This window comes from Alsobacter sp. (assembly GCF_059501845.1).
Genome location: NZ_JCACDK010000018.1, coordinates 1889495 through 1912435 on the forward strand (window position 1 = coordinate 1889495; position 22941 = coordinate 1912435).

The 22941-nt window shown below is 69.0% G+C and carries 21 protein-coding genes; 18 read left to right on the forward strand and 3 right to left on the reverse strand.

Annotated features, from left to right (window positions below):
* The first annotated feature begins 98 nt into the window (after positions 1 to 98).
* The 15 genes from AC5JCN_RS23780 to AC5JCN_RS23850 all read left to right on the forward strand — a co-directional run bounded on the left by AC5JCN_RS23780 (position 99) and on the right by AC5JCN_RS23850 (position 15754).
* Positions 99 to 1655 (forward strand): sugar ABC transporter ATP-binding protein, encoded by a 1557-nt coding sequence (locus tag AC5JCN_RS23780; protein ID WP_495757568.1) that lies wholly within the window; start codon positions 99 to 101, stop codon positions 1653 to 1655.
* Positions 1652 to 3736, forward strand: a complete 2085-nt coding sequence (locus tag AC5JCN_RS23785) for an ABC transporter permease (protein WP_495757569.1) — start codon at positions 1652 to 1654, stop codon at positions 3734 to 3736. Before AC5JCN_RS23780 ends, AC5JCN_RS23785 begins: the two co-directional genes overlap by 4 nt.
* 17 nt (positions 3737 to 3753) lie before the next feature.
* Positions 3754 to 4542 (forward strand): SDR family oxidoreductase, encoded by a 789-nt coding sequence (locus tag AC5JCN_RS23790; RefSeq protein ID WP_495757570.1) that lies wholly within the window; start codon positions 3754 to 3756, stop codon positions 4540 to 4542.
* Between the two features lie 21 nt (positions 4543 to 4563).
* A complete protein-coding gene (locus tag AC5JCN_RS23795) occupies positions 4564 to 5511 on the forward strand; it encodes a 3-hydroxyacyl-CoA dehydrogenase (protein ID WP_495757571.1) in 948 nt (315 codons plus the stop codon).
* 26 nt (positions 5512 to 5537) lie between these two features.
* Entirely contained in the window at positions 5538 to 6470 is a 933-nt protein-coding gene (gene kce / locus AC5JCN_RS23800) for a 3,5-dioxohexanoate:acetyl-CoA acetone transferase (protein WP_495757572.1), read from the forward strand.
* 22 nt (positions 6471 to 6492) lie between these two features.
* Entirely contained in the window at positions 6493 to 7371 is an 879-nt protein-coding gene (locus AC5JCN_RS23805) for an SMP-30/gluconolactonase/LRE family protein (protein ID WP_495757573.1), read from the forward strand.
* A 28-nt stretch (positions 7372 to 7399) separates the two neighbouring features.
* Positions 7400 to 8275: an SMP-30/gluconolactonase/LRE family protein gene (locus tag AC5JCN_RS23810; protein ID WP_495757574.1), complete on the forward strand. Its 876-nt coding sequence runs from the start codon at positions 7400 to 7402 to the stop codon at positions 8273 to 8275.
* A gap of 136 nt (positions 8276 to 8411) precedes the next feature.
* Positions 8412 to 9113, forward strand: coding sequence for an SDR family NAD(P)-dependent oxidoreductase (locus tag AC5JCN_RS23815; RefSeq protein ID WP_495757575.1), 702 nt, complete (start codon positions 8412 to 8414; stop codon positions 9111 to 9113).
* Positions 9114 to 9124: 11 nt separating this feature from the next.
* Complete coding sequence (locus AC5JCN_RS23820; RefSeq protein ID WP_495757576.1) at positions 9125 to 9673, forward strand: 2,4'-dihydroxyacetophenone dioxygenase family protein; 549 nt, start codon at positions 9125 to 9127, stop codon at positions 9671 to 9673.
* Positions 9674 to 9838: 165 nt separating this feature from the next.
* The gene (locus AC5JCN_RS23825) at positions 9839 to 12715 is read left to right on the forward strand and encodes a monovalent cation/H+ antiporter subunit A (RefSeq protein WP_495757577.1); all 2877 of its coding nucleotides are present in this window, start codon (positions 9839 to 9841) and stop codon (positions 12713 to 12715) included.
* Between the two features lies 1 nt (position 12716).
* A complete protein-coding gene (locus tag AC5JCN_RS23830) occupies positions 12717 to 13073 on the forward strand; it encodes a Na+/H+ antiporter subunit C (protein ID WP_495757578.1) in 357 nt (118 codons plus the stop codon).
* Positions 13070 to 14608 (forward strand): monovalent cation/H+ antiporter subunit D, encoded by a 1539-nt coding sequence (locus AC5JCN_RS23835; RefSeq protein WP_495757579.1) that lies wholly within the window; start codon positions 13070 to 13072, stop codon positions 14606 to 14608. Before AC5JCN_RS23830 ends, AC5JCN_RS23835 begins: the two co-directional genes overlap by 4 nt.
* Positions 14605 to 15099, forward strand: coding sequence for a Na+/H+ antiporter subunit E (locus AC5JCN_RS23840; RefSeq protein WP_495757580.1), 495 nt, complete (start codon positions 14605 to 14607; stop codon positions 15097 to 15099). The genes AC5JCN_RS23835 and AC5JCN_RS23840 overlap by 4 nt, the downstream gene beginning before the upstream one ends.
* Positions 15096 to 15365, forward strand: coding sequence for a K+/H+ antiporter subunit F (locus AC5JCN_RS23845; protein ID WP_495757581.1), 270 nt, complete (start codon positions 15096 to 15098; stop codon positions 15363 to 15365). Before AC5JCN_RS23840 ends, AC5JCN_RS23845 begins: the two co-directional genes overlap by 4 nt.
* A 5-nt stretch (positions 15366 to 15370) precedes the next feature.
* Positions 15371 to 15754 carry a Na+/H+ antiporter subunit G gene (locus AC5JCN_RS23850; protein WP_495757582.1) on the forward strand — a complete coding sequence of 128 codons (384 nt, stop codon included), beginning with the start codon at positions 15371 to 15373 and terminating at the stop codon, positions 15752 to 15754.
* Between the two features lie 10 nt (positions 15755 to 15764).
* Here the strand turns inward: AC5JCN_RS23850 and AC5JCN_RS23855 are convergent, their stop codons facing one another.
* A complete protein-coding gene (locus AC5JCN_RS23855) occupies positions 15765 to 17477 on the reverse strand; it encodes a dihydroxyacetone kinase family protein (RefSeq protein ID WP_495757583.1) in 1713 nt (570 codons plus the stop codon).
* Positions 17478 to 17645: 168 nt separating this feature from the next.
* Here AC5JCN_RS23855 and AC5JCN_RS23860 point away from each other — a divergent pair, with 168 nt between their 5' ends.
* Positions 17646 to 17987 (forward strand): hypothetical protein, encoded by a 342-nt coding sequence (locus AC5JCN_RS23860; protein ID WP_495757584.1) that lies wholly within the window; start codon positions 17646 to 17648, stop codon positions 17985 to 17987.
* Positions 17988 to 18018: 31 nt separating this feature from the next.
* Here AC5JCN_RS23860 and AC5JCN_RS23865 read toward each other — a convergent pair whose 3' ends face one another.
* Together AC5JCN_RS23865 and AC5JCN_RS23870 are read right to left on the reverse strand one after the other, a co-directional pair.
* Positions 18019 to 18717 carry a TerC family protein gene (locus AC5JCN_RS23865; RefSeq protein ID WP_495757585.1) on the reverse strand — a complete coding sequence of 233 codons (699 nt, stop codon included), beginning with the start codon at positions 18715 to 18717 and terminating at the stop codon, positions 18019 to 18021.
* An 88-nt stretch (positions 18718 to 18805) separates the two neighbouring features.
* Positions 18806 to 19480: a TetR/AcrR family transcriptional regulator gene (locus AC5JCN_RS23870; RefSeq protein WP_495757586.1), complete on the reverse strand. Its 675-nt coding sequence runs from the start codon at positions 19478 to 19480 to the stop codon at positions 18806 to 18808.
* Positions 19481 to 19659: 179 nt separating this feature from the next.
* On the opposite strand from AC5JCN_RS23870, the gene AC5JCN_RS23875 reads away from it, so the two are divergent.
* Both AC5JCN_RS23875 and AC5JCN_RS23880 read left to right on the forward strand, forming a co-directional pair.
* The gene (locus AC5JCN_RS23875) at positions 19660 to 20964 is read left to right on the forward strand and encodes an HlyD family secretion protein (RefSeq protein WP_495757587.1); all 1305 of its coding nucleotides are present in this window, start codon (positions 19660 to 19662) and stop codon (positions 20962 to 20964) included.
* Between the two features lie 49 nt (positions 20965 to 21013).
* Entirely contained in the window at positions 21014 to 22615 is a 1602-nt protein-coding gene (locus AC5JCN_RS23880) for a DHA2 family efflux MFS transporter permease subunit (RefSeq protein ID WP_495757588.1), read from the forward strand.
* Positions 22616 to 22941 lie beyond the last annotated feature (326 nt).

The following is a 22941-nucleotide window of genomic DNA, read 5'->3' on the forward strand; positions in this document are numbered from 1 at the left end:
TCGTAGCGTTGCGGCCGGCCGCTCCCACTGGCGGCCGGCCCCTTTCCGCCGGGCGTTCCCCTCCGCGCCCGGCGGCCCCCTTCTCCGGCAGGTGCCGCATGGCTGATCCGTTCCCCGTCGAAAGCGGCCGCGCCGCTGTCTCCGTGGACCATTTGCGGAAGGCCTACGGCGCCACCGTTGCCGTCGACGACGTCTCGTTCGACATTCGCGAGGGCAGCGTCCACGCCCTGCTAGGCGAGAACGGCGCGGGCAAGTCGACCATCGTCAAGCTCCTCTCCGGCCTCGTGCTGCCTGATACCGGAACGCTCGAGGTCTTTGGGGAAACCGCGCGCCTCGCCACCCCCCGGGCCTCGCACTCGCGCGGCATCCAGACGGCGTTCCAGGAGATGACGCTGGTCGGTGACCTCACGGTTCTCGACAACATGCTCCTGCCCTACGGGCCGGTCGGTCCGCTCGGCACCATCCGCCGCCGCCGCGCCCGGGATCTCGTGAGCCGCCATTTCGAGTCGCTCGGCATGGGCGACGTGCCGCTCGACGAGGACATGGCCGAGCTCGATCTTGCCGTACAGCAGAAGATCGAGATCGCTCGCGCCATCTTCCGCGAGCCGCGCATTCTGCTGCTGGACGAGCCCACCTCGACCCTGTCGGGCCGTGACGTCGACTGGCTGGGCGAGATCATCGCCGGCCAGAAGCGCAAGGGCGTCACGACCGTCTTCATCTCGCATCGGCTGCGCGAGGTCCGTGACTTCTGCGACACGATGACGGTGCTGCGCAACGGCAAGCACATCGCCACCGGTCCCGTCTCCTCCTACGACGATGCCGAGGTGATCCGCATGATCGCCGGGCGCTCGCTGGCCCACGCCTTCCCCGCCAAGCGTGAGGCAGCCGCCACCGCGTCGGGCCCCGAGGTGCTCGGCGCCGACCGGCTGGGCACGACGGGCAAGCTGCGCGAGGCGTCCTTCAGCCTCAGGGCGGGCGGGATTCTGGGCGTCGCCGGCCTGCAGGGCATGGGCCAGCTGGACCTCTTCCTTGCCTGCTTCGGAATGGCCGACCTCACCGGCGGCCAGCTGAGGGTCGATGGCCAGCCCATCGTGATCTCCTCGCCCCTCGATGCCGTGCAGGCCCACATTGGCATCAGCCTCGTGCCGGAGGACCGCAAGACCGAGGCCCTGTTCCTTAAGCTGACCGGAAAGCACAACGCGTCTCTCCCCGTCATCGACCGGTTCTCGAAAGGCATTCTCATCGACGGCCGCGCGGAGAGCGAAGCGGTGGAGCGCGTCTTCGACCAGGTGGAGGTCGACAGACGCGCGCTCTGGACACGGGTCGGCGCTTTCTCCGGCGGAAACCAGCAGAAGATCGCCATTGCCAAGTGGCTGCTGGCCGAGAGCCGGGTCCTGCTGCTCTTCGATCCCACCCGCGGCATCGACGTGGGCACGAAGAACGAGCTCTACCGGCTGATCCGCGCCTATGCCGACGCCGGCGGCGCGGTGCTGTTCCACTCCACCGAGATCCCGGAGCTCGTCCATCTCGCCGACCGGGTCATGGTGTTCTACGCCGGCCGCGTGGCGGGGGAGCTCACCGGGGAAGCCCTGACCGAGGAAGACATCCTGCGTCTTGCCCTGGGCGGCGGGCATGAGGGGGAGAAGGCGGCGTGACGTCGACCAACATCGGCACCTACGCGTCCGCCACGCCCGCATCATCCGGGTTTTCCCGCCGGCTGGGCCGGTTGCGCGGCCTGCTGATCGCGATCGCCGTGTTCCTCGTGTTGCTGGGCGCCGTCTCCTCGATGGGGACGGTCTCGCTCACCTATTACGACCTGTCCCAGATGGCGATGAGCGGTGCGACGCTAGCCCTCGCCGCCGCCGGCCAGACCATCGTCATCCTCTCCGGCGGCTTCGACCTGTCGGCGGCTGCCGTCATTTCGCTCGTCAACGTCGTCCTTGCCTCGACATTCCAGGATCCGGGCGCGTCGCCCTGGCTGGTGCTGGCGACCGGCGTCGGCATCGGCGTGCTGTCCGGCGCCTTCAATGGCTTCTTCGTCGCCGTGCTGCGCATGCAGCCCATCGTCGTGACGCTCTCGACCATGTTCATCCTGCAGGGCATCACGCTGCTCGTGATGGACAAGCCGGGCGGCATGGTCTCGCCGGGGCTGAGCGAACTCCTCATCGGCGACGCCATCCCGAACCTGTTGCCCAAGCCCATTCTGCTCATCGCCGTCCTGCTGCTGCTGTGGGCCTGGCTGAAGCGCACGCGCTTCGGCGTGGCGATCTACGCCATCGGAAGCGACTTCGAGTCGGCACGTGCCGCAGGCGTCTCGACGCGCTTCGTGCAGTTTATGGTCTACGTCATCGGCGGCGGCTGCTACGGGCTCGCCGGCGCCTTCATCTCGGCACAGACCGGCTCGGCCGATCCTTTGGTCGGCAATCCCATGCTGCTGCAGATGTTCGCGGCCGTCGTTGTGGGGGGCACGGTGCTGGGTGGCGGCAGAGGCGGCCCGCTCGGCACGGTGTTCGGCGCCTACATCCTCATGATGGTCGTCAACATCCTGCTCGTGCTGAACGTGTCGGCCTACTACTCGACCGTGGCAGAGGGCACGATCCTGATCCTCGCCGTGCTCGCCGGCTCGCTGAACCGCTCCTCGACGCTCGCCCGCCAGATCCGCCACGCGCTGATGCGTGCCTCGGCCCGCAGCCAGGGCCTGCTGCCCAGCCAGCGCGACGGTGCGCCGAAGTTCCTGCGCCTGCCGAAGCTGGCCTCGATGCGGGAAGCCAGGGCGGGCACGGTCGATCCGGGCTTTTTCTCCCGCCATGCCGAGACGCTGCGCTTCGCAGTCCCCGCCTATGTCTGCTTCGCCATCGTGCTCCTGGTGACGCAGGCCACGCTCGGCCATGCGTTGACGAGCTGGAGCTACTTCAACTCGCTGATCGTGCTGTCTTCGTTCCTCGCGGTGCTCGCGCTGGGGCAGGGATCCGTGATCCTGACGGGCGGCCTCGACCTGTCGCTGCCCTGGACCATCGGCCTCTGCGGCATCCTGCTGGCGGGGATGGTCAAGGGCTCTGACGCGGCGCTCATCTACGCCTTGCCGGCCGTGCTGCTCATCGGCCTCTTCATCGGCTTCGTGAACGGCGCCGGCATCGTCATGCTGGGCATCTCGCCCATCGTCATGACGCTCGCCGTCAACGGCATCCTGCAGGGCATCGCGCTCGTCTATTCCAACGGCACGCCGGACGGCTTCTCATCGCCCCTGCTGCGCCGGTTCATGACGGACCGCGAGCTGTTCGTGACGCCCGTGGTCATCTTCGTCGGCCTGTTCGTCGTCGCGGCCGTGACGCTGCTCGGCCGCACCGTGTTCGGCCGCCGCATCTACGCCGTCGGCAACGGCGAGCGCGTCGCCGCGCTCTCCGGCGTGCCGGTCGGGCGGACGCTGATCGGTGTCTACATGCTGTCCGGCCTGTGCTCGGCCATCGTCGGCACGCTGCTCACCGGGTTTTCCGGACAGGCCAGCCTCGGCATGGGAGACGAGTACCTGCTGCCGTCCATCGCGGTCGTCGTGATCGGCGGCGCGCTGATCACCGGCGGGCGAGGTCACTACCTCGGCATGCTCGGTGGCGTCCTGCTGCTGACCGCATTGCAGACGCTGCTGGCCGGAACCACACTGCCCTACGCCACCCGCGCGATCCTCTTCGGGGTCGTCATTCTCGTCGCCGTGATGGCCTTGCGCGAGCGGCGCGCCTGAACACCGGAGCCAAAACGATGTCCCAAGCCGACACCTTCGCCATCAAGCCCGGCCTGCGCGCCCTCGTGACCGCCGGGGCCTCCGGCATCGGCCGCGCCATCGCCGACACGCTCATCGCCCACGGCGCGAAGGTGCATATCTGCGACGTTTCCGACGAGTTCCTGGACGAGTTCCGGAAAACCTACCCCTCCGCCGGTGTCACCAGGGCGGACGTGTCGTCCGAGGCTGACGTGGAGCGCCTGTTCGCCGACCTCCACGGGACGCTGGGCGGGCTCGACGTGCTCGTCAACAATGCCGGGATCGCCGGCCCCACGGGCGGCGTGGAGCAGATCAGCCCGGCCGACTGGCGCCGTACCATCGACATCTGCCTCACCGGCCAGTTCCTGTGCGCGCATCATGGGGTGCCGCTCCTCAAGGCGGCGGGCGGCGGCGTGATCGTCAACCTGTCCTCCGCGGCGGGCCGCTTCGGTTATGCGTTCCGCACCCCGTATTCGGCGGCGAAGTGGGGCGTGATCGGCTTCACCCAGAGCCTCGCCAAGGAACTCGGGCCGGACAACATCACCGTCAACGCCATCCTGCCCGGCATCGTCGAGGGGCCGCGCATGACCAACGTCATCGATGCCCGCGCCAAGCAGACCGGCGTGTCCTACGCCGAGATGGAGAAGACTTATCTCGACCGCGTCTCACTGCGGCGCATGGTGACCGCAGGCGACGTCGCCGGCATGGTCGCTTTCCTCGTCTCGGCGGCGGGCCGCAACATTTCGGGCCAGTCGCTCGGCGTCGACGGCAATGTCGAGGCGCTCTGAGCGCCGGGAAGGGTAAAAAGCATGGGCAAGGTCGCCATCATCGGCTCGGGGTTCGTCGGACGCGCCTGGGCCATCAGCTATGCCCGGGCCGGGCATGAGGTCGCGCTGTGGGACGAGCAGTCCGACGCACCCGCCAAGGCGCTGACCTACATCGAGGGCATCCTTCCCGACCTCGAGGGCAACGACCTTCTCGAGGGCGCTTCGGCTGCGACGGTGCGAGGCCGCATGCATGGGGTCGCAACGCTGGAGGAGGCGGTCGCAGGCGCCGAACACGTCCAGGAGAATACCCCCGAGAACGTCGAGGTGAAGAAGGCGGTCTTCGCGAGGCTGGATGCCGCCGCGGGGCCAGACACGGTGCTGGCGAGCTCGACCTCGGCGATCCTGCCCTCCGCCTTCACGGAGGAGCTGAAGGGCCGCGCGCGCTGCCTGGTCGTGCATCCCATCAATCCTCCCTACCTGATCCCCGCCGCGGAGGTCGTTCCGGCCCCGTGGACCGATCCGGCCGTGCTGGATCGGACCGCCGCCTTCCTCCGCGCTGCCGGCCATGCGCCTATCGTGATGAAGAAGGAAATCGACGGCTTCGTCATGAACCGGATGCAGGGCGCGCTGCTGGAGGAAGCCTTCCGGCTCGTGGCCGAGGGCTATGCCAGCGTCGAGGATGTCGACATCGGCATCCGCGAGGGTATCGCGCTGCGCTGGTCGTTCATCGGGCCTTTCGAGACCATCGACCTGAATGCTCCCGGCGGCATCCGCGACTACGCCGAGCGTTACGAGAGCATCTATTCCAACATCTTCCCCAGCGTGCAGTGGCGGGTGGACTGGAACGGCCCCGTGATGGACACGATCGAGGACGAGCGCCGCAAGCTGCTGCCCCCCGACCGCCTTCAGGAGCGTCAGGCCTGGCGCGACCGCCGGCTGATGGCGCTCGCGGCCCACAAGAAGCGTGCATCGAAGGACATCGGGCGCTGAGCGCCCCAACGAAAGAGGCGAAGATCATGGCGTCCAGCAACAAGGTCATCATCACCTGCGCCGTCACCGGCGCGATCCACACGCCCTCCATGTCGCCGTACCTCCCGGTGACGGCCGAGGAGATCGCCGACGCCGCCATCGGCGCGGCCGAGGCGGGCGCCGCCATCGTCCACCTCCACGCCCGTGACGAGCAGACCGGCAAGCCGGACCAGACCCCGGAGGCGTTCGCGAAGTTCCTGCCCCGCATCAAGCAGGCGACAGGCGCGGTCGTGAACCTGACCACCGGCGGTGCGCCCTACATGACGGTGCAGGAGCGCGTGAAACCGGCCGAGACCTTCCAGCCCGAGGTGGCGTCCCTGAACATGGGCTCGATGAACTTCGGCCTGTTCCCGATGCTGAAGCGGTTCAAGGATTTCAAGCACGACTGGGAGGAGCAGGCGCTCGAGAACTCCCGCGACCTCGTCTTCCGCAATACCTACAAGGACATCGAGTTCGTGCTGCGCACGCTGGGCGGCGCCGGCACGCGGTTCGAGTTTGAGTGCTACGACACGGCACACCTCTACAACCTCGCGCACTTCCTGGAGCGCGGCCTCGTGAAGCCGCCGCTCTTCGTGCAGACGGTGTTCGGCATTCTCGGCGGCATCGGCCCGCATCCCGAGGACGTGATGCACATGAAGCGCACGGCCGACCGCCTTTTCGGCAACCAGTACAAGTGGTCGGTGCTGGGCGCCGGGCGCAACCAGCTGGCGATCGCCGCCCAGGCGGCCGCCATGGGCGGCAACGTCCGCGTCGGTTTGGAGGACTCGCTCTGGATCGGGCCCGGCAAGCTCGCCGAGTCCAATGCCCAGCAGGTGCGCTCCGCCCGCCAGATCGTCGAGGGCCTCGGGCTCTCCGTGGCGACACCTGACGAGGCGCGCGAGATCCTGGAGCTGAAGGGCGCCGACAGGGTCGCCTTCTAGGTCACCGCCGGAGCACGCCCCCATGCTGCGCATCGAACTCATCGCGGACGCGCGCGCCGAGCTCGGCGAAGGTCCCCTCTGGGACGTCGCCGAGCAGCGCCTCTACTGGATCGACAGCCTCGGCGCCAAGGTGCACTCCTGCGACGCGGCGGGTGGTGATGCCCGCACCTGGGACGTGCCGGAGCACATAGGCTCGCTCGCCCTGCGCGAGCAGGGTGGTGCCGTGGTGAGCTTGCGCGACGGCTTCTACACGCTCGACTTCGGCTCGGGCGCCTGCCGGAAATGGGTCGATCCCGATCCCGGCAAGCCGCGCATCCGTATGAACGACGGCAAGGTGGACCGGCAGGGTCGCTTCGTCGCCGGCTACATGGACTACGAGGAGAGCGACCCGCTCTGCGCGGTGTTCCGGCTGGACCCCGACGGCTCGGTCGAAAAGCTCGACGACGGCATCGTCTGCTCGAACGGGCCGTGCTGGAGCCCGGACGGCCGCACCTTCTACTTCGCCGACACCTACACCCGCGACATCTGGGCCTATGACTACGACACCGCGACGGGCCGGGCGACGAACCGGCGGACGTTCTGCTCCTTCCCCGGCTCGGGCCTGAAAGGGCTGCCGGACGGGGCGACGGTGGACGCCGAAGGCTTCGTCTGGAGCGCGTCGGTTTACGAGGGCAAGCTCGTGCGCTTCGCACCGGACGGCTCCCTCGACCGCTGCGTCGGGCTGCCGGTGGAGAGCACGACGAGCCTCAGCTTCGGCGGCCCGAACCTCGACATCGCCTATGTCACGTCCATGGCGAGAACGGTGAAGGGCGTGCCGCCGAAGGAACGCGAGGCGGGCGGGCTCTTCGCCGTCCACGGCCTCGGCGTGCGCGGGCTGCCCGAGCCGCGCTTCCGGGGCTGAACGGGAACAGAAAAAAGGGGAGGGACGAATGCGCATCGAAGTTCTGATCGACGTGAAGACCATCCTGGGCGAAGGCCCGCTCTGGGACGTCGAGGAGCAGCGGCTCTATTTCATCGACAGCTTCGGCTGCAACGTCTTCCGGTGCACTGCCGATGGCGGCGAGGTGCGGGCCTGGGACTTGCCTGCGAAGATCGGTTCGATGGCGCTGCGCAAGCAGGGCGGCGCGGTGCTGTCGCTCGCAACCGGGTTCCACTTCCTCGACTTCAAGACCGGCGAGACGCAGCTGATCGTCGATCCCGAGCCCGACAAGCCCAACAACCGCATCAACGACGGCAAGGTCGACAAGCGCGGCCGCTTCGTCGCGGGATCGATGGACACGATGGAGGAGGGCCCCAATGGCGCGCTGTACCGCCTCGATCCCGACCTGAAGCTCACCACGCTGGACGACGGCATCATCGTCTCCAACGGCCCGTGCTGGAGCCCGGACGGCAGGATCCTCTATTTCGCCGACAGCTGGTCCGGCGAGATCTGGGCCTATGACTACGACCTCGATACCGGCAACGTCTCCAACCGGCGCACCTTCACGAAGATCGACACCTCGAACGGCGGCGCGGCCGACGGCGCGACGGTCGACGAGGAAGGCTACGTGTGGAGCGCGCTCGTCTACGACGCCAAGCTCGTGCGCTACGCCCCGGACGGCTCCGTGGACCGCATCATCGACATGCCGGTGAAGAAGGTGACGAGCTGCATGTTCGGCGGTCCCAACCTCGACATCCTCTACGTCACCTCCATGGCCAAGCCGCCGCTGCCGCGCTTCCCCACGGACGGCGTTCAGCGTGGCAGCCTCTTCGCCATCCATGGCCTCGGCGTACGCGGCGTGCCCGAGCCCCGCTTCGCGGGGTGAGGCGCAGAGCCTCTCGTCATTGCGAGAAGCGTAGCGACGAAGCAACCTAGGAACAGGTACCGGACGAGCCGAACCCGTCTGGGTTGCTTCGCTGCGCTCGCAATGACGCAAGCGCGGCCGGAGTGGAGATGAGCGTATGAAACGAGCGATCGTGACGGGGGGAGCGCGGGGCATCGGCTGGGGCGCCGCGCTCGCGCTGCTCGATGCGGGCCATGCCGTCACGGTGACGGGTCTCACCGACGACGAGGTCGCGGCCGTGCCTTCAAGGGATGGCATCTCGGCAAGGCGCCTCGACGTCACCAACGACGGCGACGTTGCCGCGCTGGTCGGAAGCCATGAGCGCATCGACGTCCTCGTGAACTGCGCCGGCATGATCCTGCGTGGCGGGGCGGAGTTCGAGGTCGAGAACTTCCGCAAGGTCATCGACGTCAACCTCACCGGCACGATGCGGCTGTGCGTCGCGGCAAGGGAGAAACTGGCGGCATCGGGCGCGGGCTCGATCGTCAACCTGGCGTCCATGTACTCCTTCTTCGGCGCGCCCATGACGCCCGCCTATGCGGCCTCCAAGGGGGGCGTCGCCCAGCTCACCCGTTCGCTGGCGACGGCTTGGGCGAAGGACGGCATTCGCGTGAATGCCGTCGCGCCGGGCTGGATCCGGACCGAGCTCACCAGCTCCATTCCGCCCGAGCGCTCCGCCGCGATCGAGGCCCGCACCCCGATGGGCCGCTGGGGAACGCCGGACGACATCGGCCCGACCGTGGCCTATCTGTGCTCTGATGCTGCCCGCTTCGTCACCGGCACCGTGTTGCCCGTCGACGGCGGCTACTCGATCGCGTGAGGAGACATCGCATGGCGACCACCGTGAACCGCAAGCGCCTCGGCGAGGACGACGACAACCGCCGCGTGCCCTACCGCCATCCGCAGCCCAAGGAATCGCCGCCGGAGATCGTCATTCCGCACGCCATTCCGGAAGACGAGCGGTTGTGGGTTCCGCAGCAGGAGAACGTGTGGTTCCGCCCGCTCTGCCTCAGCGCCTCGCGCGGCTACTGGATGAACCTGCTGCGGGTGCGCAAGTCGGGCGTGCTGTCACGCCACCGGCATCCCCAGCCCGTGCACGGCTACGTGCTCAAGGGCAGCTGGCGCTACCTCGAGCATGACTGGGTGGCGACCGAGGGAGCCTATGTCTACGAGGCGCCCGGCGAGACCCACACTCTCGTGGTGGACGAGCACGTGACCGAGATGATCACGATGTTCCAGGTGAATGGCGCCATGATCTACGTCGATCCCGACGGGGCGGTGCTGGGCTACGAGGACGTGTTCACGAAGATCGACATGTGCCGCCGCCATTTCGCTGCGGCCGGCTTCGGCGAGAATTTCGTCGACCAGTTCGTTCGCTAGAGCGCCTGATCGGCGCTGGCCGGTCCGTCCGGAGCTGCATGGCGGTTCGGCACGGTCCGGCTGTCTTGTTTCAGAGCTGGACTTGTTCCATGTCTGGCGCACCGCCGACGGCGGCGCGGCTGCCCGCGCCGGCCGCGCTCCCCCGCCGCCGGAACCGCACGCCGCATGAGCGTAGCCCTCCTGCCACTCGTCCCGCTCGCGGGAGCCATCCTTCCCGCGCTCGCCGGCAGGGCGGGGAAGGGCGTCTGTGCCGCGCTCTCGGCGGCGGTGACCCTTGCCGCCATCGCCGTGCTGGCGGCCTCGGCCGGCGCCGTATACCGCGGCGAGGTGGTCATGCAGGGCGTCCCGTGGATGCCCCAGCTCGGCCTGTCTTTCTCGGCGTTCCTCGACGGGCTCGGCTTCTTCTTCGCGGCAATGATCCTTCTGATCGGCCTGCTGATCATCGTCTATGCCGGTTCCTACCTCTCGCCCAGGGATACGCCGGGCCGCTTCTTCGCCTTTCTGCTCCTGTTTCAGGGCTCGATGCTCGGCGTTGTCACCAGCGACAACCTACTGCTGCTCGCCATCTACTGGGAGCTGACGAGCCTGAGCTCCTTCATGCTCATCGGCTACTGGAGCCACCTCCCGGAGGGCCGGCAGGGCGCCCGGATGGCGCTGACGGTGACCGGGGGAGGCGGCCTGCTGCTGGTCGCGGGCTTCGTCCTGCTCGCCCAGGCAGCCGGCAGCTGGAACATGACGGAGATCCTGCAGCGCGGCGAAATCGTGCGGGCCTCGCCCCTCTACGTCCCGGCCCTGTTGCTGATCGTCGGCGGCGCCTTCACCAAGTCGGCGCAGTTTCCGTTTCATTTCTGGCTGCCGCACGCGATGGCCGCACCGACGCCCGTGTCGGCCTACCTGCACTCGGCGACCATGGTGAAGGCGGGCATCTTCCTGCTGGCCCGGCTTTGGCCTGTCCTTGGCGGCACCGACCTGTGGTTCGCCATCGTCGCGCCGGTCGGGCTGGCGACCATGCTCGTCGGGGCGTGGATCGCCCTGTTCCGGACCGACCTGAAGGCCATCCTCGCCTATTCGACCGTCAGCCATCTCGGCCTGATCACCATGCTGCTCGGCTTTGCGACACCCTTCGCGGTGGTCGCGGCCGTGTTCCACATCCTCAACCACGCGACCTTCAAGGCCGCGCTCTTCATGAGCGCCGGCATCGTCGACCACGAGGCCGGCACGCGCGACATCAACCGGCTCGGTGGCCTGGCGCGGCTGATGCCGCTCAGCGCCACGCTCGGCCTGCTCGCCGCAGGCTCCATGGCCGGCATACCCCTCCTCAACGGCTTCCTGTCGAAGGAGATGATGCTCGAAGCGGCTGCGCACACGCCGCTGGCCGGCAATGACTGGCTCGTCGCGGCGCTGGCGACGGCTGGCGCCGTCCTCTCGGTAGCCTATTCCGTCCGGTTCGCCTGGGGCGTCTACCTCGGGCCCGTCCGCAGCGACTATCCGCACCATCCCCACGATCCGCCTGCCGGGCTGTGGCTGCCCGTCGCCGTGCTCGTGGCGGCGGTGGTCGCCATCGGCATCGCGCCGGCGCTCGTCGCCGGCGCCGTGGTCGAGCGGACTGCGCTCGGCGTGCTCGGGCCCGTGCCACTCCCCGAGTATTCCCTCGCCATCTGGCACGGGCTCACGCCCGCGCTGGCCCTGAGCCTCGCGGCCTTCGTGCTCGGCGGGCTGGCATTGGCCATGTGGAGCCGGCTCGATTCCGTGCGGCTAGCCCTGCCCAGGCTCGATGCCAAGGCGATCTTTGATGCGACGCTGGCAGCAGCGACCGGCTTGGCGCGGCGGATCACGTCGGCTCTGCATTCGGGTTCGCTGCCCGCCGACCTCGGCTTCATCATCGCCACCCTCGTCGTCCTCGGCGCCGCCGCGTTCCTGACCGGCGAGCATGCCGCGGGGACCCGGCCGCTCCTCGGCGTCAACGCACCCGCCTTGCTCGTCTGGGCCAGCGTGGTGATCTCCGGTGCCGCGGTCGTCGCGATCCAGCGCAACCGGCTCCTGACGCTGGTCGTCACCAGCGTCATCGGGCTCGGCGTGTCGCTGCTCTTCGTGCAGTTCTCGGCGCCCGACCTCGCGCTCACCCAGATCACCGTCGAGGTGGTGACGACGGTGCTCCTGCTGCTCGCCCTCAACCTCATCCCGCGCGAGCCACCGCGGGAACGGATCTCTGGCAAGACGCTGGTGCAGTCGGTTCTCGCCATCGTCTGCGGACTGGGGCTGGGCGGGCTCGCCTACGCCGTGATGACGCGCGACGGGACGTCGATCTCCGGCTTCCACATCGCCGAGGCCAAGCCCGGTGGCGGCGGGACCAACGTCGTAAACGTCATCCTCGTCGATTTTCGCGGCTTCGACACCTTCGGCGAGATCATCGTGCTCGGCATCGCCGCGATCACGATCTACGCCCTGCTCGACGGAGCGCTGAAGGGAGCCGCCGCGCGGCGCCTCTCGGAGATGCGCCAGGGCCGGGAAGCCGCCGACGCCCATCCCCTCCTGCTGGTCGTGGTGACGCGCGCGCTGCTGCCGCTGGCGCTCATGGTGGGCGTCTACATCTTCCTGCGCGGCCACAATCTGCCCGGCGGCGGGTTCATCGCCGGGCTGGTGGTCGCCATCGCGATCCTGATGCAGTTCCTCGCCAGTGGCTACGCCTGGGCGGTGGAGCGGCGGCGGCTGGACGCGCACACGATGGTGGGTGCCGGGGTGCTGATCGCGGGCGCGACGGGGGCTGCGGCCTTCCTATTCGGGCGGCCCTTCCTGACCAGCACCTTCGCCTATCTCGACATTCCGCTCGCCGGGAAGGTCGAGGTCGCCTCCGCGATGGCGTTCGACCTCGGCGTGTTCCTGACCGTCGTCGGCACGGTGTTGCTCTCCCTCATCCAGATCGGCCGCGTCGAAGCCCGGGCCGAGCGCATGGCCGTCCCCGAGGGGCCGCACGACGTGAAGCTCCGGGAAACCGGCGGAGGTGCCCAGTTGGGCGAGCCCGTGATGCGGCCGGAGGCGTGAGATGGAGATCCTCGTCGCCAGCGCCATCGCGGTCCTCGTCTCGGCAGGTGTTTTCCTGGTGCTGCGAGGGCGCAGCTTCCCGGTCATCGTCGGGCTGATCCTGCTGTCCTACGCGGTGAACCTGTTCCTCTTCGCGATGGGGCGCCTGGTCGTGAACAGGCCGCCCATCGTGCGTCCTGATGCGGGCGGCTATACCGATCCGCTGCCGCAGGCCCTCGTGCTCACGGCCATCGTCATCTCCTTCGGCATGACGGCGCTCGCCGTCGTGCTCGCCCTGCGCTCCTACCTGGAGACGGGCAGCGAGCGGGTCGACGAGCCGGTGGCCGAGGACGGCGCCGAAGCGGAGGCGCGCCCGTGAGCAGCTTCATCGTCGCGCCGATCCTCCTGCCGGCCCTTGCAGGTCCGCTCCTCGTCCTGCTGCGGCTGCGGCCCGACGCACTGCGCTGGGTGTCTGCGCTCGCGACTGCCGCGCTTCTCGGCATCGCGGTCACGCTCTACGCTACCGCGGCCGACAGCACCGTCCGGCCCTACCTCCTCGGCGCCTGGCCGGCCCCCTTCGGCATTGTGCTGGTGCTGGACCGGCTGTCGGCGACGATGGTGCTGCTCACCTCGGCCCTCGCCTGCGCCGCGCTTCTCTACGCCATCGCTTCCGACTGGGACCGCCGTGGCCGCCACTTCCATGCGCTGTTCCAGTTCCAGCTCGCCGGACTGAACGGCGCCTTCCTGACGGGCGACGTCTTCAACCTCTTCGTCTTCTTCGAGGTGATGCTGATCGCCTCCTATGGGCTGCTTGTGCACGGCGGCGGCCCGCGCAGGCTCGGGGCCGGGCTGCGCTACGTCGTCATCAACCTCGTCGGCTCGACGCTTTTTCTCTTCGCCGTCGGGCTCATCTATGCGGTCACCGGCACGCTCAACATGGCCGATCTCGCCGCCCGCGCCGCGCAAGTCCAGCCCGGCGACGCCGCGCTGCTGAGGACGGGCGTGCTGCTGCTCTTCGCCGTCTTCGCCCTGAAGGCCGCGCTCGTGCCGCTGCACTGGTGGCTGCCGACGGCCTATGCCGCGGCGCCGGCGCCCGCAGCCGCAATCTTCATGGCGATGACGAAGGTAGGAGCCTACGCGATCATCCGCGTCCACGGCCTCGTCTTCGGCGCGGAAGCGGGGCCGGTGGCGGCTATCGCCGCGCCATGGCTGCTGCCTGCGGCCCTGGCGACACTGGCGATCGGCGCGATCGGGGTGCTGGCCAGCCGCCGGCTCACCGGGCTGGTGGCCTTCGCGGTCGTCTGGTCCATGGGCTCGCTGCTCGTCGCCGTGTCGCTCTTCGACGCCCGAGGGATCGCGGCGGCGCTCTACTACGCGGTGCACTCTACGCTTGCGGGAGCAGCCCTGTTTCTCATTGCCGACGTCGTCACGTCGGGACGCACGGCCGAGGGCGACCGGATCGTGCCGGCCCCGGCCGTCCCGCGCCCGGCGCTGGTGGGGGCGCTTTTCGCGCTGGCGGCGATCGCCATGGCCGGCCTGCCGCCGCTCTCGGGTTTCATCGGCAAGCTCCTGATCCTGCAGGCGACGCAGGCGGGCCCCATGATGGGCGTTACCTGGACGGTGCTTCTGGGCAGCAGCCTGGTCGTGATCGTCGGCATGAGCCGGGCCGGCAGCACGCTGTTCTGGAAGACCACGGCCGAGGAGCCGGCCCCAGGCGCCGAGCGGGCCACCCCTTGGGCCCTCGCGGCCGCCGCGCTGCTAATCGCCGGCACGGCCTTGCTCACCGTCGCCGGAGGCCCCGTCACCGACGAACTGGCCATCACCGCCCGGCAGGCGCTCGACCGCGACGCTTATGTCGCGGCCGTGTTGGGAAGGCCCGTGGCGGCGCTGACGGGCGAGGAGGTGGTTCGATGACCATGCGGCTCCTTCCCCACCCGCTCCTCAGTCTCGTCCTGGCCGTCGGCTGGATTGCGCTGGCTGGGTCGTTCGCTCCCGGCACGCTCATCATGGCGGCGGCGATCGGGGTCATCGTGCCGCTCGCAACAGACCGGTATTGGACCGATATCCCCCGGATCCGAAAGCCCTGGCTGCTCGTCGAATACGCCGCCGTGGTGCTGTGGGACATCCTCGTCTCCAACTTACAGGTGGCCCTGCTGGTGATCTTCCGCCGGGGCGACAGCCTGAAGTCGCGCTTCGTGACCGTGCCGCTCGACCTCACGACCGCCGAAGCCATCGCGACCCTGTCCGCCACCATCACGCTGACGCCGGGGACCCTCACAGCCGACCTTTCGGCCGACGGCAGGGCGCTTCTCGTCCACTGCCTGGAGACGGACGATCCCGCCGGCACCGTCGCGCAGATCAAGGACCGCTACGAGCGCAGGCTGAAGGAGATCTTCGAGCCATGATCGATGCAGCCTGCCTCATTGCCTTCTCCGGCATATGCCTCGCCGGCGCACTCGCCCTCTACAGGCTGCTGCGCGGGCCAGACGTGCTGGACCGCATCCTCGCGCTCGACACGCTCGTCATCGACTCCATCGCTCTCGTCGTCGTCACAGGGATCTGGTTCCGCTCGAGCCTCTACTTCGAGGCCGCGCTCCTGTTCGCGATGGTGGGCTTCCTGAGCACGGTGGCCTTCTGCAAGTTCCTGCTGCGCGGCAACGTGGTGGAGTGAGAGGCATGGACATGACCAGCCTCGCCGAGATCGCCGTTTCGCTCCTTCTCGTGGTCGGAGCGTTCTTCCTCGTCGTCGGGTCGCTCGGCCTGGCCAAGCTGCCCGACCTGATGCGCCGGCTGCACGGCCCGACCAAGGCGACCACACTCGGCGTCGGCGCGACGCTGATCGGCGCGATGCTCTGGTCGTCGCTCGCGGGAGGCGGCCTTGCCGTCAAGGAGCTGCTGGTGGCGGTGTTCCTGTTCCTCACCGCGCCGGTGACCGGGCAGATGATCGCCAAGGCCCACATGCTGCGCGACCGCGCCGTCCGCCGCACGCTGCCGCCGACCGGCGGCGAGGCCGGCTGGGCGACGCTCGATCCGGCCCGCGACAGGGCGGGCGAGGGCTGACGATCCCGCTCTACGGTTTCCGCATGAAGGCGGATACGGCCGCGGCGGCCAGTCCGAGCGACACTGCGCCGGGATCCGGGTGCCCGACGCTGCGGGCCGCCAGCGGCCGGGCGCGGCCGAGCTTCGGCTCCATCTGCGCCGTGGCCCCGGCAGCCGCCTGCGCCGCCCCGGTGGCTTCGTCCCACGCATCCTCGAGAGAAGCACCCCTGTCGACGGCATCGCGCAGGGTCGACACGAAAGGCGTCATCGCGTCGACCAGCGTCTTGTCGCCCGGCTTTGCGCCGCCCGCCCGAACCACGGCGGCCAAGGCGGCGGCCGCGCCGTTCGCGACGGCCTGCTTCGTGATGGCGGCGGTGTCGGACAGAGCCTCGCTCCACGCCCGCAATGCAAGCCCCCAAAGGGCTCCTGATGTGCCGCCCGCCCTGTCCGCCCAGGCGTCCGCGGCGCGTGCCAGGACCGTTGCTGCTCCCGCTCCTCGCCGGGCCGCATCCTGCGCAGCCTTTGCCGCTGCCTCGGCTCCCCGGCGCATGCCGTGCCCGTGGTCGCCATCGCCCGCGACCGCGTCCAGGCGACCGAGTTCCTCCTCGGCCTCGGCCAGCATGGCCGCGAGATCGTCGAGGAGCCCTGCAAGGCAGGCTCCCCCGGCCCGGGACTCTTCGCTGGCGTCCGAAATGGCAGCTTCGGTGCTCGCCACCGAATGGTGGGCTGCCGCGCTGGCCTGCGCCTGCATGGGACCCTTGCGCAGGACCGGCGTGTCGACCGCAGCGCGCCAGTAGGCTTCCAGCTCGTCGTCCAGGAAGCACAGCGTGAGCGAACAGCCGGCCATGTCGAGGCTCGTCACGAACTCGCCGACCTCAGGGTCGACCAGCGTAAAGCCGCGCTCGCGCAACTCGCGCTCGACGCTCGACCAGAGCACGTAGAGTTCCTCGTACTTGCTCGCCCCGAGGCCGTTGAGGATGACGGCGACGCGCCCGTCGGAGCCGGCCGGCTTCTCGGCAGCAAGCTTCTCGACCAGCATGCGTGCCAGCTCGCGGGCCGGAACGATCGGCTCCTCGGAGATGCCCGGCTCGCCGTGGATGCCGAGGCCCACGCCCATCCGGCCGTGCGGGACGGTGAAGAGCGGCGCCGGGGCGCCGGGAAAGGTGCAGCCGCTGAACGCGACGCCGAACGACACTGTGCGTTCGTTGGCATGCCGGGCCACGCGTTCCACGCCGTCGAGATCCAGTCCCTCCTCTGCGGCAGCACCGGCGATCTTGAAGACCACGAGGTCGCCCGCAACCCCGCGCCGGAGCGATGCCTGATCCGGGGGAGCACTGGCGACGTCGTCTGTCACCGGGAGGATGCGGGCCTCGATGCCCTCCGCCTTCAGCCGCTCGGCGGCCTGCGAGAAGTTGAGCACGTCGCCGGCATAGTTGCCGAAACCCATCAGGATTCCGCCGCCATGGTTGGCGGCACGGGCCACCCCGGCGATGGCCTGCGTCGACGGCGACGCGAAGACGTCACCCGCCACGGCCGCGTCCGCGAGGCCGGGTCCGACATAGCCGGCGAAAGCCGGGAAGTGGCCGGACCCGCCGCCGACGAGCAGGGAGACCTTGCCGGACGGTACGGCCGTGGAGCGCACGACGCCGTTCGGCACGTGCCGGACATGGCGCGGATGAGCCGACGCGAAGCCCGCCAGCGCGGTCGCGGCGAACCCTTCCTTGCCGTCGTGGATGAATGTCATGCCCGTCCTCCCTGCCGGCTCTTGGCGGCCGCAGGGGGAGAATAGCCAGACCCTCGGCAGGGGGCGAGCCCCGACCTCCGGCTCCCTCGGAAGTTGAGTTACTCGCCGTCAACCATCTGGAGTTAAGTTCAGCCGGAGTTCGTATCGCGTCCAGAAACGAGGTCCGCCATGAAGACCCTTGCCGCGCTCGCTGCGCTTCTCCTGATCGGCGCGACCGCCGCCCGTGCGGACGAACCCACCGTCGATACGGACGTCATCGTGCCTCCTTCCGTCGAGCACGGCGCACCGGGCCTGAGAAGCTCCCCGGCCATGCGCCCCCACCAGCACCATCGCTACCGGTACCGCTATGCTCTCCCGGCCCGCGGGACGATGCTGCCGGGCGTGCTCGGCATGGATCTCGGCGCGCCGGTCTACTGGCGGCCAGGCGTCCCCAGTCTGCCGGACGTCGTCTTCGTCTACGCGGAAGGCGAGCATCTCCGGCGCGGGGAGGTTGTTCGCGCCCGATACTGAGTCATTACGCGCCGGCTGAGACCGGCGCTCCTTAACTGACGTGCTGCTCCGGCGGGTCGGCGGAAGCCCGCCGCCGGAGGACGAGGCCCACCGCGAGAACCGCCAGGGCGGCGCCCGCCGCGAGCGGGAGGGCGATGGAGTGCATCGTCTCCGCTCCGAACGCGTCCAGGAGCGCGGGATCGGTGGCCACCATCTCGCCTGCCACCCAACCGAGCAGGCCTCCGCCAGCCCAGACGAGAACGGGAAAGCGCGACAGCACGCCCATCACCAGCGTAGCGCCGACGACGATCAGCGGCAGCGAGAACAGCAGGCCGAAGATGAAGAGCGCCGGATCACCCCGCGCGGCGGCCGTGATCGCCACGACATTGTCCAGGCTCATCACCGCATCCGCAATTGCGATGGTCCGCACGGCGCGCCACAGCGACGTGGAGGCCTCGACATCGGCATGGTCGTCGGTCTCGCCCGTGATCAGGTTCACCGCGATCCAGAGCAGCAGCACCGCGCCTACCAGCTTGAGGTAGGGGACCTCGAGCAGGTACGAGATGATGATCGCGAAGAAGATCCGCAGCGCCAGAGCCGTTCCCGCACCGAGCACGATGCCGATCCGCTTCTGCTTGGCGGGCAGCGAACGGCAGGCGAGGGCGATGACGACGGCGTTGTCCCCGGACAGAAGCAGGTCGATCCAGATGATCTGGACGACCGACAGGAGGTACTGCGGAGAGAGATCCATCAGCCTTGCGGAGCCAGTGCGTTGCCGGGGCGCAATGCGTCAATCAAGGCGGCGCCCGAGGGTTCCGCCGGCAGCCGTCACCGGCAACTCAGGCGCGGCCGGCCGGAGCGGCGTAGGCGCGCAGGAAGACGTCGGCCGCGGCGTGCACGACCGTCTCGATCCGCCGCTCACGCTCCTCGGGGGCGAGTTCGATTCCGAACAGGGCAGGGCGTATCAGTGTCGACCCGCAGAGGTCGAGGAACTGCGCGGCAGCCAGCGGGGTGTCGGCGATGACGAGTTCGCCCGACGCGACCTTTCGGTCGAGATAGCCGGCCAGCAGGTTCATCGTCGCGCCCGGACCGCGCTCGTAGAAGCTGCGGCCCACCTCGGGCATGCGCTCGGCGATGCCCATGGCGGTACGCATCGCGGCGATCTTTCCGGGGTCGGTGATGAACCGGGTCAGGTTGCGGCCGAAGGTGACGAGCGTCTCGCGGACCCCGGCGGAGTCGTCCAGCGTGAACACCGTCTCGAGATGCTTGCGGCGTTCCTCGTCGAGGATCGCGCAGAACATCTGCTCCTTGTTCTGGAAATAGACGTACAGCGTACCCTTCGAGACGCCGGCGACGCGGGCGATCTCGCCCATGCTGGCGCCCTCGAAGCCGCGCTCGAGAAACACCTTGCGCGCTCCGCCGACGATCTGCCGCCGCTTGGCGGTATCGCCTCCGTCGTGATGAGGCCCTGTCTCAAACTGGGCCAGATCCGCCATGCCAGCGGCCGCGCTCATTGCCTATGCCTCCGCCGTGCAATGCTGCATTGCACGATGTTGTGACCGAACCGTTCGGTTCGATCTTGATATCGCCCACCGAACCCCATATTGCAAGGGAGATGACCGAACCGTTCGGTTCGATCATCGTTAAGGGAGGGTTGCCGACCGCGCCTCTCCCCAGCCGAAAGCAAGACGTCATGACGGACACCCCCGAACAGACCGCCGATGTCGCTCGCGCCCCTGCCCTCACCGACGCACTGCGCGCCGATGCCTCCCGCTCCGTCGTTACCCAGCAGGGCGCCCCGCCCGCGCGGGGAATGGATGGCGAGGTGCTGCCGCCACGCCGCAAGCGCCCGCGTCTCATCGTGTGGGTCCTCCTTGCAGCCGCCGCCGGTGGCGCGGGCTGGTACGGAACGGACTGGTGGACGCACGGGCGCTTCCTGGTGTCGACCGACGACGCCTACGTGAAGGCCGACGTGACCACCGTGGCCGCCAAGGTGGCCGGGTACGTCACCGCTGTTCCCGTCGCGAACAACACGCGCGTGAAGGCGGGCGACGTCGTCGCCCGCATCGACGACGGCGACTACAAGCTTGCGGTCGAGGCGGCGAAGGGGCGCATCGCGACGCAGCAGGCGACCATCGCCCGCATCCGCGACCAGGAGCAGGCACAGGACGCCGCCATCGGGCAGGCGCAGGCCCAACTCGCCGCGACGCAGGCCGACGCGACCCGCGCCGAGGCCGACTTCCAGCGCGCCCAGCAGCTCGCGCAAAGCGATTTCGGCTCGAAGCAGCGCCTTGATGCAGCCCGTGCCGACAGAGATCGCACGCTCGCCAACGTGAAGAGTGCCGAAGCGTCAATCGAGAGCGCCCGGGCGGCCAAGCAGGTCATCGGCGGGCAGGCCACCGAGGCCGAGCAGACCCTGAAGGAGCTGCAGACCACGCTGGAGCGTGCCGAGCGCGACCTCGCCTTCACCACCGTGGTTGCCCCGGTCGACGGCGTCGTCGCCAACCGGGCCGCCGAGGTCGGAAACTTCGTGCAGGCGGGCACGCGGCTCGCCGCCGTTGTCCCGCTCTCCAGCGTCTATGTCGAGGCCAACTTCAAGGAGACCCAGCTCGGCCGCCTGCAGCCCGGCCAGAAGGTCGATGTCGAGGTGGACGCGCTTCCCGGTCACGCCATCGAGGGCACGGTGCAGAGCTTCGCGCCCGGCTCCGGCTCGATCTTCAGCCTGCTGCCGCCGGACAACGCCACGGGCAACTTCACCAAGATCGTCCAGCGCGTTCCGGTGAGGATCCAGCTGCCGGGCGACGCCGTCGAAAAGGGCCAGCTGCGGCCCGGTCTCTCGGTGGTCGCCACCGTGCACACCCGCACCGAGGACGAAACGGCCTCGCCGAGCGTCGTCGGCCGCCTGGTCGACACCATCCGCCGCGCCGTCGGCGCCGAGCCGGCCAAAGCGGGCGCCCCTGCCGCCGTCGAGACGGCGGGCGCCTCGCCGGCTAGCTGATCGCCGGGCGCCAGCCGCCCTCGTCCTTCCCCCGAACGGACACGCCGCCATGGCCAGCGCCTCCGCCACGATGGGCCGTCCCGCAGCGGCCGCACCGGCCCAGCCGTCGGACCGGATCGAGCCCAAGAAGATCGCCGCCTTCCTGGCGATGGTCTTCGGCATGTTCATGGCAATCCTCGACATCCAGATCGTCTCGGCCTCGCTGGCCGAGATCCAGGCCGGGCTGTCCGCCTCGGCCGACGAGATCTCGTGGGTCCAGACGTCCTATCTGATCGCCGAAGTCATCATGATCCCGCTCTCGGGATTCCTAGGGCGGGCTCTCTCCACGCGCTGGCTCTTCGCAGCCTCCGCGGCCGGCTTCACGATGGCCAGCGCGCTGTGTGCCACCGCCACCAGCCTGGAGCAGATGATCGTTTACCGCGCGATCCAGGGCTTCCTGGGTGGCGGCATGATCCCGAGCGTGTTCGCCGCGGCCTTCACCATCTTCCCGCGCTCGAAGCAGGCGGTCGTTTCGCCTCTCATCGGCCTCGTCGCCACGCTGGCCCCCACCATCGGCCCGACGGTCGGCGGCTACCTCACCGACCTGTTCTCCTGGCACTGGCTGTTCCTGGTGAACGTCATTCCCGGCATCTGCGTCACCATCGCCGCGCTGACGCTCATCGACTTCGACAAGCCCGACCTGAAGCTGCTCGACAATTTCGACTGGTTTGGCCTGATCACCATGGCGATGTTCCTCGGCTCGCTGGAATACGTGCTGGAGGAAGGGCCAAACAACGACTGGTTCGACGACCGGGTCGTCTTCGTGCTGGCCATCGTCGTCGTCATCGCCGCGACCGGCTTCTTCTGGCGGGTCTTCACGGCGCGAGAACCGATCGTCGATCTCCGGGCCTTCAGCGACCGCAACTTTGCAGGCGGCTCCGCCTTTTCCTTCGTGCTCGGCATCGGGCTATACGGGCTCACCTATCTCTACCCGCTCTTCCTCGCCCATGTGCGCGGCTACAACGCCCTGCAGATCGGCGAGACCATGTTCGTCACCGGTCTCGCCATGTTCTTCACCGCGCCAGTGGCGGGCCGGCTGATGCAGAAGCTCGACCCCCGCGTGATGCTGGTTGGCGGCCTGATGGGTTTCGCGCTCGGCACCTGGATGGCCTCCGGCCTGACCAAGGATTGGGACTTCCACGAGCTCCTGATCCCGCAGATCCTGCGCGGCGTGTCGCTGATGATCTGCATGGTGCCGATCAACAACATCGCGCTGGGGACGCTGCCCCCCTCACGGCTGAAGAATGCCTCCGGCCTCTTCAACCTCACCCGCAACCTCGGCGGCGCGGTGGGGCTCGCGGTGATCAACACGGTCATCAACGACCGCATGGACCTGCACCTCGCGCGGCTGCACGAGAAGGTCACCTGGTCGAGCCAACAGGCCCTGGAGCGCCTCTCCAACCTGCAGCAGACCCTGTCCTCGCTGGGCTCGGACGCCGAGGCGGCAGCCCTGAAGCAGCTCTCGCAGCTCGTGCGCCGCGAGGCCATGGTGATGGCCTATGCCGACGCCTTCACCCTCCTCACCTTCCTCTTCGCCGGCACCGCCCTGCTGGTCGTCTTCCTCCGCAAGGCCGCACCGCCCAAGCCGGGAGCCGCAGGCGGCGGGCACTGACGGGCGCAGCGGGACGGTTCGGAGCGCGCGTCTTCAGACGCGCACTGGCCGTTCTGCGGGTCTGAAGACGCGCGCTTCTCGGTTGCGCGCTCCGTTCACCTCGTCGCCGGGATCCAAGAGCGCGGGAAACCCTCCCCCGTGCACGGGGGAGGGCAGGGTGGGGGGACGCCGGGCGTCGGAAAGGTCCGTCAAAAATTGCGGGTCTGAAGACCCGCGCTTCTCACCGGGCGCCCCGTTCACCTCGTCGCCGGGATCCAAGGGCGCGGGAAAACCTCCCCCGTGCACGGGGGAGGGCAGGGTGGGGGGATGCCGGCTGTCGGAAAGGT